The following is a 13002-nucleotide window of genomic DNA, read 5'->3' as shown; positions in this document are numbered from 1 at the left end:
GCCGATCGGCAGGGACTCGCGCTCCCGCAGCCAGCGGGTGGCCCCCAACAACCTCATGGCCAGCGTGTCGATGTCGAAGACGTTCGCCCGGTCGGCCTCCTCGGCCTGCGTGAGCAGGTCGAAGAGCAGCGTGCCGAGCCCCGCCTCGCGCAGGGCCGACGCCACCGATCGATTGCGCGGGCTGTGCCGGCTGCTGCCGGAGCCGTGGGCGAACATCACCACCGCCGGGGCTCCTTTGGGAAGGGCAAGGTCGCCGATGAGGCGGATCCCGCCCGCATCCACGTCGACCTCGACCTCGGACTCCACCTCGACAGGGCCGGGCGCGCCCCGGTCGTGCGGCCGGGCGACCGTGGCCTGCGCCAGGCACGCGATCACTTCCTCATCGGTGGTCTGCGAGAAGTCCCGGTACCACTGGCCCACGGAGCCGAAGAGGTCCGGTGTGGACAGGCACACCACCTCGTCCGCCACCTGACGCAACCGGTCCACCGTGTCCGCCGGCGCCGTCGGCACCGCGAGCACCACGCGGGCCGCGCCCTGCGCCCGTGCGACCCGGCACGCGGCCGCGGCCGTGGCACCGGTCGCGATCCCGTCGTCCACCACGATCACCGTGCGGCCCTCGACCACCACCCGAGGCCGCCCGTCGCGGTAGCGCCGCGCACGCCGCAGCAGCTCCTGTTCCTCCTTGCGCTGGACCGCCGCGATCTCGTCCGGCCGGAGGCCGCAGCGGCGCACGATCTCGTCGCTGAGGACCCGCACGCCGCCCTCGCCGATCGCGCCGAACCCCAGTTCCTGGCGGTAAGGGACGCCGAGCTTGCGGACCACGATCACATCGAGTGGTGCGCCGAGCGCCCGCGCCACTTCGAAGGCCACCGGTACGCCGCCTCTGGGCAGACCCAGGACAACCGGCTCTTCTTCCTTCAGACGCCGAACCGCTTCAGCGACGCGGCACCCGGCATCCACCCGGTCGATGAACAGCACAGTGCTCGCCCCATCTCAGGGGACAGAAGGGACACCCCTCTCTCTTCGGAGTAACTCCGTTCGCGGCGTTTCGCAACCGGGGGCGACTGGGGCCCCGGATCCCGTACCCGCTGCGAGGCCGTACGCGGGTGGCTACCGTCGGTCGTATGGAACAAGTCGGCGCGGTCCTGATCGACATCGACGGCGTGCTCACGGTCTCCTGGGAGCCACTGCCCGGGGCCGTCGCGGCCCTGGAGCGGCTGTGTGCCGCGGGGCTGCCCTTCGCACTGGTCACCAACACGACCTCGCGTACCCGCGCCTCGATCGCCGGACGCCTCGCGGAAGCGGGATTCCCCGTCGGCGCCGACGACATCCTCACGGCGCCCGCCATCACCGCCGCGTATCTGCGCGAGCACCACCCACGGGCCCGTTGTCTGCTGCTCAACGCGGGTGACATCCGCAGCGACCTGACGGGCGTGACGCTCGTCGACGAGCCGGACGCGGCTCCGGACCGGGACGTGGATGTGGTCGTCATCGGCGGCGCCGGCCGCGAGTTCGACTACGCGGCCCTCAACCGCGTCTTCCGGCACCTGCAGCGCGGAGCCCGCCTCGTGGCCATGCACCGGAACCTCTACTGGCGTACCGCCGACGGCCTCGATCTCGACACCGGCGCCTTCCTGCCGGGCCTGGAGCGGGCCGCGCGGGTCGAGGCAGAGGTCACCGGCAAACCGGCGGAGGCGTTCTTCGCCACCGCACTCGCCCACCTCGGCGCCGACCCGTCCGCGACGCTCATGGTCGGCGACGATATCGAGTCCGACGTAGTCGCCGCCCAGCGCTGCGGGATCACCGGCGTCCTCGTCAGAACCGGCAAGTACCTGCCCGAGACCCACCGGGCAGCCACCGGCAAGCCGAACCACGTCCTCGACTCCTTCGCCGCCCTGCCCGGCCTCCTGGAACACCTGTCCACAAGCTCCGGCTGAGGCCGCTGCGGCGCCCGTCACACCCCGGATCCGGTGCCGCTCAGCTCGGCATCGACTCCAAGAAGGCGGCCGCCGCCGGTGAGTTCCGCGTCCGGCTCCACACCAGGCGCTCCTCGCGGACCGGCCCTTCCTTGACCGGCACCACCGCCAGCCGCGGAAGCCTCGGCACAAGACGCGACGGCAGCAGTGCGATGCCGAGCCCGCCGCGCACCAGGTCGGCGAAGAACTCGAGGCCCTTGGCCTCGAACGCCACCTCGCGCCGCAGCCCCGCGGCCTGGAACGCCTCGTCGGTCTGCGCCCGCGCCGCGATGCCCGCAGGAAAGTCCACGAACACCTCGTCCGCGAGCCGCTCCAGCGGCACCGGGTCGCCGGACGCCTCGGCGGCCAGCGGATGGTCGGGGGCCACGACCGCCACATGGCGGTCGACGACGAGCGTCCGGCTGCCCAGGCCGGGCTCGTCCGTGCGGAACGAGGGCGGCACCCCCAGGAAGGCCAGGTCGAGGGCCCCCTCCCGCACGCCGCGCACCAGGGCCTCGCTCATCCCGTCGATCAGTCGCATCGTGACCTGCGGATACGTGGCGTGGTAGGCCCGCATCAGGCCCGGCACATCGACCGCCGTCACCGTCGAGATCGCCCCGATGGCCAGGCGCCCCCGGATCTCCCCGGTCGCCGCCGCCACCTCGGCCCGCGCCCGCTCCGATGCCTCCAACGCCTGCCGCGCGGCGGGCAGGAACGCCTCGCCCGCCGCCGTGAGCGCCACCCGCCGGCTCGTCCGCTCGAACAGCCGCGCCCCGAGCTCCTTCTCCAGCTTCCCGATCTGATGGCTGAGCGCGGACTGCACCACCAGACACCGCTCGGCGGCCCGCGTGAACCCGCCCGTCTCGGCGACGGCGACGACATAGCGCAACTGCTGCAACTCCATGGGATCCATCGTGCTGCGCGATCGTTCGGATGACAAGGATGTGTTGGACTCATCAATGGGGGCGGCCGCAGGCTGACTGCCATGACATCGACGGGACTTCACCACCCGCACGCGGCGGCTCCGGAGGGGCGCGACGCGCCGCGCCGCGGCCTGCTGCTCCTCATGGCCGTCGCCACCGGCCTGTCAGCGGCGGGCAATTACGTCGCCCAGCCCCTGCTCGACCTCATCTCCCACGATCTCCGTCTCGGCAGCGTCCTGGCGGGGCTCGTCGTCACCGCGTCGCAGGCGGGGTACGCGCTCGGGCTGCTGCTGCTCGTCCCGCTCGGCGACGTCATCGACCGGCGCCGCCTCGCGGTGACCCTGTTCCTGGCGACCGCCCTCTTCCTCACCGTCTCGGCCCTCGCCCCCAGCGGCCCCGTCCTCCTCGCGGGCACCGTCCTTGCGGCCCTCACCTCGGTCGGCGCCCAGGTCGTCGTCGCACACGCCGCCGCCCTCGCCACCGCCGAGACCCGGGGGCGCGCCGTCGCCACCGTCATGTCGGGTGTCCTGCTCGGCGGTCTGCTGGCCCGCACCGCTGCGGGCGGTCTGTCCGAACTGGGCGGCTGGCGCACCGCGTACTGGGTCCTCGCCGCCCTCATGGCGGGCGCCGCCGGCACCCTCCACCGCCGGCTGCCGCACCTCGCGGTCACCGCCGACCTGCGCTACCCGGCCCTCCTGCGCTCCACCCTCTCCCTGCTGCGCGAGGAGCCGCTGCTGCGCCGCCGCGCCCTGCTCGGCGCCCTCTCCTTCGCCTCGTACAGCGTCCAACTCACCGCGCTCACCTTCCTGCTGGCCGGGGCTCCCTTCCACTGGTCCGCGCCAGCGATCGGCCTGTTCGGCCTGGTCGGCGCCGTGGGCGTGCTGTCGATGACGTTCGCGGCGCGCCTCAGCGACCGAGGCCACGTCCAGCAGGTGACCGGCGGCGCGACCGCCCTGCTGCTCACCGGCTGGCTGATCCTGCTGGCGGGAGAGCGTTCCCTGGCCTGGCTCGCGGTCGGTGTCGTCGCCCTCAACATCGGCCAACAGGCGGTCCTCAACAGCAGCCAGACCATCCTGTTCGCGCTCAACGCCGAGGCCCGCAACCGCATCAACTCGGCGTTCGCGACGAGTCTCTTCCTCGGCGGCGCCACCGGCTCCGCGCTCGCCTCCGTCGTCTGGGCTGCCGCGGGCTGGTCCGGCGTGTGCGCGCTGGGGGCGGCCCTGGCCACGGGAGCCGTCGCCGTGTGGGCCTGGGACCGTGCCCGCCCCTCCAGTTGACCCCGCTGTCCCGCAACTGTCCCCGCTGTCCTACGTAGTTGAGGAGCACCCCATGAACATCACCGTCTTCGGAGCCGCGGGCAACGTCGGCCGCCGTGTCGTCGCCGAGGCCGTGGCTCGCGGGCACCAGGTCACCGCGGTCGTCCGGAACCCGGCCCGCGCGACCGGACTGCCGTCCGCCACCCGCATCCGCACCGGCGACGCCGCCGATCCGCACTCCGTCGCGGCGCTCACCGACGGGCGGGACCTGGTGATCTCCGCGACCCGCCCCGCCCCCGGCCGCGAGCCCGAACTGGCCGCCGTCACCCGGGCGTTGCTCACCGGGCTGCACGCCACCGGCGTACGTCTCCTGCTCGTCGGCGGCGCCGCCGGTCTCACCGTCCCCGGCACCGGCGGCACCACGGTGGTCGACGCCCCCGATTTCCCGCCGTCCCTGCGCCCCATCGCGCTGGCCTGCAACGAACAGCTCGACGCCTGCCGCACCACGGCCCACGACGTCGACTGGGCCTACCTCAGCCCGCCGGTCCTCCTCGAACCGGGCGAGCGCACCGGCCGGTTCCGGCTCGGAGCCGACGAACTGATCGTCGACGCCGCCGGCGTCTCCGCGCTCTCGACGGAGGATCTCGCGGTCGCCCTGCTGGACGAGGCCGAGCGCCCCAAACACCACCGCGCCCGGTTCACGGCGGCGTACTGAGTCCTGAGGAGTGCCGAACCGGTCGAAGCGGGTCGCTCACCTCCCGACGAAGGTGATGCGCCCGGGTGCCGGAGGGCCGATCGGCGCCTCCGGGGTGGAGTTCTTGTCCAAGTACCCCACCAGCGCCTCCAGGTCGGTCACGTCGCCGCCGTCGCGGTTGGTGCCCTTCGTGAACTCCGTGAAGCCGTTTCCGCCGTTCGCCAGGAAGTCGTTGACGGTCACGCGGAACTTGTCGGTGGGCCGCACCGCCACGCCCTTCACCCTGACGGTGTCCGTGAGCAGCCGGTCGGCGCCCTGGCGGCTCAGGTCGACCGAGTAGCGCAGGGCCGAGGACAGTTGCAGGAAGCGCGGTTCCTCGGCGTTGGTGCCGGTGAGCTGCTCCCGCAGGACGGTGATCAGCTGTTCGCCGGTGAGCGTCATCGTCCACAGCGGGTTGTCGAATGGCTGGGTGCGGTACGCGTCGGCGTAGGTGACCGTCCCGTCGCCCTTGTGCACCAGGTCGGCGCGCATGCCACCGGGGTTCAGGAAGGCCAGGTCGGCCTCATAGCCCTGAGTGGCCTGCACCTGCGCGTCGGTGAGCAGGCTGCCGAGCGGGGTCTCCGCCTCGGTCGAACCACGGCCGGGCACGTCGGCGGAGATGTGGCCGACGCTTCGGTTGGCCGCGGCCTCGGAGCGCTTGCGCCAGGTCTCCACGAGCCGGTTCATCGCGGGGTCCTTCGGGGTGTCGACGGGCACGACGTTGTTCGTCGCCCGCACGGAGCTGCGGATGACGTCGCCGCTCTCGCCGATGCGGAAGCGCAGATCGGTGAAGGAGCGGCCGAACGAGTCGGCCTGCGTGACCATCCGGGGCCGTCCGGCGGGGTCGGTGACCGTGCACTCGTACGAGTCGTGCGAATGGCCGGTGACGACGAGGTCGACCGCGCTCGGCGCCCCCTGCGCGATGCCCTTGATCCGGCCGCGCAGCCGGGACCCGGGCCCTTCGGCGTCGCACTCCCCCGCACCGGCCACCCCGTTGACGGCCTCGCCCTCGTGGACCAGGAGGACCTGGGCGTCGACCCCGCGCCGTGCGAGCTCCTTCGAGTAGCGCTTGATGACCGGCAGTTCCTCGTGGAACTCCAGGTCACGGATCTGGGAGGCGTTGACCGCCTCGGGTGCGTCCTTGGTGACGAGGCCGATGAACCCGATCCGCTGCCCTCCGGGCAGCTTCTTGACCGTGTAGGGCCGCAGCAGCGGCGACTCACTGCCCTTACGGGTCACGTTGGCGGCGAGGTAGGGGAAGTCGGCACCGTCGTAGGCGTCGCCGGGAGCGCAGCCGTCCTCCGGGTGGCAGCCGCCACGGTCGATGCGGTCCAGCTCCGCCGGCCCTTCGTCGAACTCGTGGTTGCCCACCGAGGCGACGTCGAGGCCGAGTTTCTCCAGGGCGTGGATCGTCGGCTCGTCGTGGAAGAGCGCGGACAGCAGCGGACTTCCGCCGATCATGTCGCCCGCCGCCACGTTCAGCGAGTCCGGTCCGGTCCGGGCCCTGTCCATGAGCGTGGCCAGTTGGGGCAGCCCGCCCGCCTGCATGTCCTCCCCGCGCCGCACGCGGCCGGCCGCGCCCTCGACGGGATCCAGATTGCCGTGCAGATCGTTGAGAGCCAGGAGCTGCACCGGCACCCCGCCGGGCGGTGCGGGTGCGGGGGCCGGCGGCGGAGGCCGTGGCAGGACCGGTCGGGGCACCGAGGGCGAGCCCCAGCGCGGCGACCGCGCAGGTGATCGCGGTGCGCTTCAGGAGTGATGTCGGGGGACGTGAAGGACGACGAGAAGTTTCGGTCACGCAGCGACGCTACGAAGCCACAGGTCAGGAAGGCGCCGGACACACCCGTCACCGCTCATGATCACCCAGGGGGACCCGGTTCGCGGCTGTGTGACCGCGCCCTGAGCCCTGATCCCTGAGCCCTCCTCACTTCACGGCCTTCTTCACGAGCGCCCCGATCCTCGCCGCGTCTTCATCGGTCAGCTCCTTCAGGGCGTACGAGGCCGGCCACATGGCGCCGTCGTCGAGGTTCGCCCTGTCGCTGAAGCCGAACGTCGCGTACCTCGCGCTGAACTTCTGAGCGCTCTGGAAGAAGCAGACGACCTTGCCGTCCATGGCGTACGCGGGCATCCCGTACCAGAGCTTCGGCGCGAGCTCCGGCACGCTCTCCTTGATCACTGCGTGCAGCCGTTCGGCCATCACCCGGTCCGAATCCTGCATCTCTGCGATCTTCGCGACCACGGCTGCCTCTTCCTCCGCCGCCTTGGCGGCACGCGATCCGCGGCGCGCGGACGCCTTCAGCTCTTGGGCGCGCGCCTTCATCGCGCCTCGTTCCTCATCCGTGAATCCGTCGAACTTCGCGGCGGTCGCGACGGTGGCGGTGGTGCTCCTGGCGGGCTTCTGCGTGTCCTTCGTCGCCTTCATGGCGGGGTTCCTTCCGTACGTGGCTCGGTGGGAAGCGGCGTCGTGCCTCGTGCCCGGGAGGAGCCGCCGCGGCGGCTCCTCCCGACGGGGTGTCAGCCCCACGCTCCGGCGATCTGGCGGGTCGAGGCGTTGAGCCGGTTGAACAGGTTGGTGACGCCGATCATGAGGACGAGCGCGGCCAGCTGCTTCTCGTCGAAGTGGGTGGCGGCTGCGTCCCACACCTCGTCGTTCACCGCGTCGGGACGGTCGGCAAGGCGCGTGGCGGCCTCGGCGAGCGCGAGCGCCGCCCGCTCCGCCTCGGAGAAGTACGGGGCCTCGCGCCAGGCGGCGACCGTGGCAAGCCGCTCGTCGCTCACGCCGGCCTTGCGAGCGGTCTTCGCGCCGCCGTCGACGCAGGCGCTGCAGCCGTTGATCTGGCTGACCCGCAGGTGCACCAGCTCCAGGGTCTGCCCGTCCACCCCGCCGGAGTGCACGGCCTTGAAGAGCGTCTGGATGGGCTGCATCGCGTCGGGCAGGACAGCGGCGGGGTTCTTCATGCGGGACTGCATCTCGGTTCGCTCCTTGTTCCGGTTCGGCGCCCCGTTCCCTCGGGGCGTGACTCCATATCAGCCCGGTCCGCTCGCCACGACCACGGCGGTGGGACACCGTGGGACAGCTGAAACAGCCTTGAGCAGCGACGACGTGGCCCGGTAGGTTTCTGCCGACACGGGACACGGGGGGTATCTGGTGGATGAGCTGCGACGCACGGCGAAGGCGGACCCACAGAACGAGCTGGCGGCCCGGCTGCGTCTGATCCAGGAACTATCCGGGCTCGGCGTACGGGCCCTCGCGCGGGACGCCGGTCTCAGCTCCTCGTCCCTTTCGCGCTACCTCGGCGGCCAGACCGTGCCGCCCTGGCCCGCGGTGATCGCGCTCTGTCGCCTCGTCAAGCGCGACCCCCGTCCGCTGCGCCCCCTGTGGGAGCGGACCTCCAACCCTCTGCCCGCGCCCCCGAAGTCCAGCCGCCAGGGCAAGCCGACGCCCCGCAACGATCTGCCGCGTGACGTGCCCGACTTCACCGGCCGCGAGGCCGAACTCGCCGCCGTGCTCGCCGCGGTCGACAGTCACCGGGTGGTCGCCGTCGACGGCATGGCCGGTGTCGGCAAGACCTGTCTGGCGATGCACGCCGCGCACCGGCTCGCCGCCGACTACCCCGATGCCCAGCTCTATGTGGACCTGCACGGTTTCACCGAGGGCCGGGAACCCCTCGACCCCGACTCCGCGCTGCGGAGGCTGCTGGGCGCTCTCGACGTCCCGTCGGAGAAGGTCCCGCTGGAGGGCGTCGAGCAACTGGCCGCCTGTTGGCGGTCGGAGCTGGCGAGCCGCCGGGTCGTCGTGGTGATCGACAACGCCGCCGACGCCGACCAGGTCCGCCCGCTGCTGCCCGGCGCGGGCCCGTCCGTCGCCCTGATCACCAGCCGCAACCGGCTCCTCGGCCTGGACGAGGTGCCCCCGGTGTCGCTTGACGTGCTGAGCCCGCAGGAGAGCGCGGAGCTCCTTGCCCGGGCCAGCGGCGACCCGATTGGCGACGGCCGCCTTGCCCGCGACCCGGACTCCGCCGCCGAGGTGCTGCGGCTCTGCGGCCACCTGCCGCTCGCCCTGCGCCTTGCCGCGGCCCGGCTGCGGCACCGTCCTGGCTGGACCGTGGGCATCCTCGTCGAGCGGATGGCCGAGGGCGCGAGCGAGTTCGACACCGCGTTCGCCATGTCCGTACGGCAGTTGGACCGCTCCCAGGCCCGCCTGTTCCGGCTCCTCGGCCTGCTGCCCGGCGGCACCTTCGACGCGTACCTGGCGGCGGCGCTCGCGGACGTGCCGCTGCGCGGCGCGCGGGCGATGCTGGAGGACCTGGTCGACGCGCACCTCGTACAGGAGTCGACGGCAGGGCGCTACCGGCTGCACGACCTGGTGCACCAGCACGCGCGGCGGTCCTGCGCGGAGCAGGAATCGCCGGCCGAGCGGGAACGTGCCCTTGGCCGCTTCCTCGACTACTACGTGCACGCAGCGGCCGCCGCCGACGCCGCGATGCCGTTCCTTTCGCCGGGCCGGCCGGCCTCGGCAGGCCAACCCCCGGCGGCCCTACCGCACTTCGCCGACAAGAACGCGGCGTTCGCCTGGCTCGTCGCGGAGTACGAGAACCTGGTGGCCGCCTTCGAGACGGCGGCCGCCGTCGGGGCCGACGCGCATGTGTGTGAGCTGCCGCGCTTCCTGCGGGCGTACTTCGCGCGGCGCTGCGGCACGACGCATCTCAACGTGCTCTTCGAACGGTCCTTGGCAGCCGCCGAGCGCCTGGGCGATCCGTTGCAACTGGCGGACGCCCAGAGCGACTTGGGGTTCGCGCGCTACAACGCGGGCCGGATGGCCGAGGCCGCCGCCGCGTACGAGGCGGCGCAGCCGCGGTTGTCCCGGGCGGGGGACTTGGGCTCGGAGGCCGAACTGGCCCTGCGGCGCGGCTATCTGAAGTGGGACGAGGGGTACGTCGAGGAGCCGCTCGAGCTCTTCAGGCTTGCGGGGAAGTTGTACGAGCAGGCCGGTTGTCCGACGGGCACGGCCAGTGCGGCCGCGTCGGAGGCATGGGCGATGCTGCAGCTGGGACACCGCGAGGAGGCGGCGCAGCGGGCCCGTGAGGTGCTTGCCGTCCCCCACGCCGACCCCGCATGGCCGCCCACACTGACGGCGCGGATCACCCTCGGCGTGGCCATGGCCCACGAGGAGCCCGACGAGGCGGCGCAGCACCTGCATCAGGCGCTGGCGCTCGCCCGCGAGGACGGGCACCTGCACAACGAGGCATGGTGCCTGAACTGCCTGGGTGTCGCGCTCCGGCGCATGGGCCGCCACGAAGAGGCGCTGGCCAGCCACCGCGAGGCGTTCGCGCTCCTTGACGAGCTGTTCGAGGAACACTGGAAGGTCCGCTTCCTCAACGGCTACGCCGAGACCTGCCGCCTCGCGGGCCTGCCCGACGAGGCCCTGCGCCTGCACCGCCAGACTCTGGAGCTGGCCCCGCGGCTGGGATACCGGCACGAGGAGGCGCTGGCCCACGAGGGAATCGCGGTCGTCCTCGACGAGACGGACCCGGCCACGGCCGCCGAACACCGCGCGGCGGGCCAGGCCGTCCTGCGGGAGCTCAACCCCTGATCTCGCCGAAGCCCGATCCGGTCAGAAGCGCACCGCGTACGAGATGCGCCGCCGCAGGGACTTGGTCCGCTGGGCCTCGTGGAAACGGGAGTCCTGTTCCAGGACATCGGCGGCCCGGCGCACCTTCGCGCCGGCCCGTTCGATCGCTTCGTCGAGCGGCATCACGAGAGGCAGGTCGAAGATCTCGACGATCCGCTCGATGCGTTCGCGCACGCTGCCGCCCACCACGTGGTAGGGGATCTGCAGCTCCTCCAGGGTCTCGATCAGCAGATCGTCGGACGTCTGCCGGAACGTCTCGGAGACCGGCCGGTGGCCGTCGGCCTTCATCTCGAACTCGACCGGCAGGTGCACGTATGCGTCGTAGATCCGCTTGGCACGGGCTTTGGCGATCGCGCCGTAGGCGTCCATGTACTGGCGGTAGAAGCGCTTCACCGGGAGTCCTGCGATGTTCTTCACCGTCCGCAGGAACAGGTTCGCCCCGGGGTTGATGCCGACCCGCATGCGTGCCTCGCCGTAGATCCACTCGTGGATCACGGAGCCGTCCGAGATGAACGGTCCCTGGCCCGCCTCGTTGTGGATCCGCTCCTCGAGTCGGCGTAACCCGAGCATCGTCAGTTCCATCGCACTGAGTTCCTGGACCTGTTTGCCCGGCACCAGGTCCAGGAGGATCTCCCGGGATGTCATCGCGTGCGTACGTGGGATGCCCGTCGCCATCGACAGCGTCTCGGTCGTGGTGCTCTTGCCGCTGGAGTACGTTCCTGAGATCGCCAGGTGCAGACCGCGCTGCGGGGCCGTGGCGGGTGTGGGGGCGCTTGTGTTCCCCATGGGGTGCTCTCTTCCCGTCGTGGGTGGCCCGGCCGAGGCCGGGGTGTGGGTCGGTGTGTTCAGCCGCCAGGGCGGGTGTTCAGCCGCCAAGGCCCAGGCCGCCGCTGACCGGCAGGACCGCTCCGGTGACGAAGCGGCCCGATTCGCCGGCGAGGTAGCGCACGGCGGCCGCGACGTCAGCCGCTTCTCCGGCGCGGCCGAGCGGGGTGATGGCCAGCAGGTGCTCGCGTCGGCGATCGGTGATCTCGCGGCTCATGGCCGTGTCGATCAGGCCGGGTGCGACGATGTTGACCGTGATGTTCCGGGGGCCGAGTTCCCAGGCGAGGGAGCGGGCCATGCCGAGCATTCCGGCCTTGGCGGCCCCGTAGTTGACCTGACCCGGCGCTCCGTACGCGTAGGTCATCGAGGAGATCAGCACGATCCGGCCCCAGCGCGCCCGCACCATGCCGCGCACGGCACGTCGCACGGTGCGGAAGGCGCCGTGCAGGTTGACGTCGACGACGTCCGTGAAGTCCTGCTCGTCCATGCGCAGGAACAGTGTGTCCCGGGTGATGCCCGCGTTGACGACGAGCACTTCCACCGGTCCGTGCGCGGCTTCCGCTTCCCCGAAAGCGGCGTCGATGCTCCGGGAGTCCGTCATCTCGGCGCGTACGCCGAGCAGTCCGTCGGGCGGTGCGGTGTCCCTGTGTGTGACAGCGACGTGGTCGCCGTCGGCCGCCAGGGCGGTTGCCACGGCGAGTCCTATGCCGCGGTTGCCGCCGGTGACCATGACCGAACGTCCCATCAGTGCCTCCTTGGGGCAGGGGCAGCGGCAGCGGCGCCGTTCGCGTGCCGACCGCGGTGGCGTTCCGCCGTCCGTCGGCCGGTGAGCACCAGATTCCGCGCGGCCGTCGCCGCGATGAGGAGGCCGATCTCCCCCAGGCTGGGGAAGGTGCCGCAGCTGCCCGCGGCGTCGGCACGCGGGTCGCCGACCCGTGCGCCGAGCGGTTCGGCGAGGTGCCCTGGTTCGTCGAGTTGCCCAGGCTGCTTCATCGGATCCCTCACCTCACCTCACCGAGCCGGTCGCTGCCGCGCAGCGGTGCGACGCATCGCCGAACAGATGCTCGACGGCCGCCGCGAGGCGGTCCGCCGTCAGCGCGTTCGGCAGCAGCCGCCGGGCGAAGCGCGGGCTCGGTGGGACTCCGTCGCGCCGTTCCTCGGTCATCAGCGGCGGCAGGAACGCCATCGGCGTACGGGACAGTGCCGCGTCGCTCTCCGCGAGGAAGCGCACGGCGCGCTTCCTGTGTGCCTCGGGCAGCCAGTCGAGGAACGGCAGACGGACGTCGACGACCTCGTCGTCTTCGAGGTCTCCGGAGTCGGCGCCCGCGCGGTCGCGCAGCAGCCGGCAGGGCGCGGCCCGCCACTCCTCGCGCAGCATGGGTACGCGGCACCGGGCCTCGTCCAGCAGGACGAGCAGCGGCCGTTCGCCGTCCAGGTGCTCGCGCACCCCGGCACGCTGTGCTTCGTTCGGCCACAGTCCCCTCGGTTTCCAATTCTTCGCTCCCGGCCCGGGAGCGGGCTCTTCCCAGAGCACGCGAGCCGGTCCTTCAAGTACGACGAGCACGTCCCCTAATCGGAGCGTGGGTGTAAAGCGCATGATCTGTTTCCCCCGTTGCGATTTCTTGCGCGTGGTTCTCGCCAATTCCAGCCCGACAGAATGCGCCTGATGAAAGGCTGA

General features: G+C 72.0%; 13 protein-coding genes. 4 read left to right on the top strand and 9 right to left on the bottom strand.

Annotation, left to right across the window (positions count from 1 at the left end; all coding sequences use genetic code 11):
* Nucleotides 1-978, bottom strand: a 978-nt coding sequence (locus ABD378_RS22375; protein WP_344522886.1) for a phosphoribosyltransferase family protein, incomplete at its 3' end; no start/stop codon positions are given.
* 146 nt (nt 979-1124) lie between these two features.
* On the opposite strand from ABD378_RS22375, the gene ABD378_RS22370 reads away from it, so the two are divergent.
* Nucleotides 1125-1937: an HAD-IIA family hydrolase gene (locus tag ABD378_RS22370; RefSeq protein ID WP_344522884.1), complete on the top strand. Its 813-nt coding sequence runs from the start codon at nt 1125-1127 to the stop codon at nt 1935-1937.
* Nucleotides 1938-1977: 40 nt separating this feature from the next.
* On the opposite strand, the gene ABD378_RS22365 is transcribed toward ABD378_RS22370, so the two are convergent.
* Nucleotides 1978-2859, bottom strand: a complete 882-nt coding sequence (locus ABD378_RS22365; RefSeq protein WP_344522882.1) for a LysR family transcriptional regulator — start codon at nt 2857-2859, stop codon at nt 1978-1980.
* Between the two features lie 81 nt (nt 2860-2940).
* On the opposite strand from ABD378_RS22365, the gene ABD378_RS22360 reads away from it, so the two are divergent.
* Together ABD378_RS22360 and ABD378_RS22355 are read left to right on the top strand one after the other, a co-directional pair.
* Complete coding sequence (locus ABD378_RS22360) at nt 2941-4155, top strand: MFS transporter (protein ID WP_344522880.1); 1215 nt, start codon at nt 2941-2943, stop codon at nt 4153-4155.
* A gap of 52 nt (nt 4156-4207) precedes the next feature.
* On the top strand, nt 4208-4849 hold the full coding sequence (locus ABD378_RS22355) for an NAD(P)-dependent oxidoreductase (protein WP_344522878.1): 642 nt from the start codon (nt 4208-4210) through the stop codon (nt 4847-4849).
* Nucleotides 4850-4885: 36 nt separating this feature from the next.
* Here the strand turns inward: ABD378_RS22355 and ABD378_RS22350 are convergent, their stop codons facing one another.
* The 3 genes from ABD378_RS22350 to ABD378_RS22340 form a co-directional block, all read right to left on the bottom strand.
* A complete protein-coding gene (locus ABD378_RS22350; protein ID WP_344522876.1) occupies nt 4886-6499 on the bottom strand; it encodes a bifunctional metallophosphatase/5'-nucleotidase in 1614 nt (537 codons plus the stop codon).
* A 292-nt stretch (nt 6500-6791) separates the two neighbouring features.
* Nucleotides 6792-7187, bottom strand: a complete 396-nt coding sequence (locus ABD378_RS22345; protein WP_344522946.1) for an iron chaperone — start codon at nt 7185-7187, stop codon at nt 6792-6794.
* Nucleotides 7188-7381: 194 nt separating this feature from the next.
* Nucleotides 7382-7837, bottom strand: a complete 456-nt coding sequence (locus tag ABD378_RS22340; RefSeq protein ID WP_344522874.1) for a carboxymuconolactone decarboxylase family protein — start codon at nt 7835-7837, stop codon at nt 7382-7384.
* Between the two features lie 178 nt (nt 7838-8015).
* On the opposite strand from ABD378_RS22340, the gene ABD378_RS22335 reads away from it, so the two are divergent.
* The gene (locus tag ABD378_RS22335) at nt 8016-10460 is read left to right on the top strand and encodes a tetratricopeptide repeat protein (protein ID WP_344522872.1); all 2445 of its coding nucleotides are present in this window, start codon (nt 8016-8018) and stop codon (nt 10458-10460) included.
* A 21-nt stretch (nt 10461-10481) separates the two neighbouring features.
* Here ABD378_RS22335 and ABD378_RS22330 read toward each other — a convergent pair whose 3' ends face one another.
* From ABD378_RS22330 to ABD378_RS22315, 4 genes are all read right to left on the bottom strand, one after another.
* Nucleotides 10482-11285, bottom strand: coding sequence for an ATP/GTP-binding protein (locus ABD378_RS22330; protein WP_344522870.1), 804 nt, complete (start codon nt 11283-11285; stop codon nt 10482-10484).
* A gap of 79 nt (nt 11286-11364) precedes the next feature.
* Nucleotides 11365-12069 (bottom strand): 3-oxoacyl-ACP reductase FabG, encoded by a 705-nt coding sequence (gene fabG, locus ABD378_RS22325; RefSeq protein WP_344522869.1) that lies wholly within the window; start codon nt 12067-12069, stop codon nt 11365-11367.
* Nucleotides 12069-12317 carry a hypothetical protein gene (locus ABD378_RS22320; RefSeq protein ID WP_344522868.1) on the bottom strand — a complete coding sequence of 83 codons (249 nt, stop codon included), beginning with the start codon at nt 12315-12317 and terminating at the stop codon, nt 12069-12071. The genes fabG and ABD378_RS22320 overlap by 1 nt, the downstream gene beginning before the upstream one ends.
* Nucleotides 12318-12330: 13 nt before the next feature.
* Nucleotides 12331-12771 (bottom strand): hypothetical protein, encoded by a 441-nt coding sequence (locus tag ABD378_RS22315; protein ID WP_344522866.1) that lies wholly within the window; start codon nt 12769-12771, stop codon nt 12331-12333.
* Nucleotides 12772-13002 lie beyond the last annotated feature (231 nt).

Source organism: Streptomyces rectiviolaceus, assembly GCF_039533825.1.
In the GTDB taxonomy this organism is placed as follows: Bacteria; Actinomycetota; Actinomycetes; order Streptomycetales; family Streptomycetaceae; genus Streptomyces; species Streptomyces rectiviolaceus.
The sequence above is the reverse complement of the archived record's forward strand: the minus strand, read 5'-3'. Positions and strand labels throughout refer to the sequence as shown.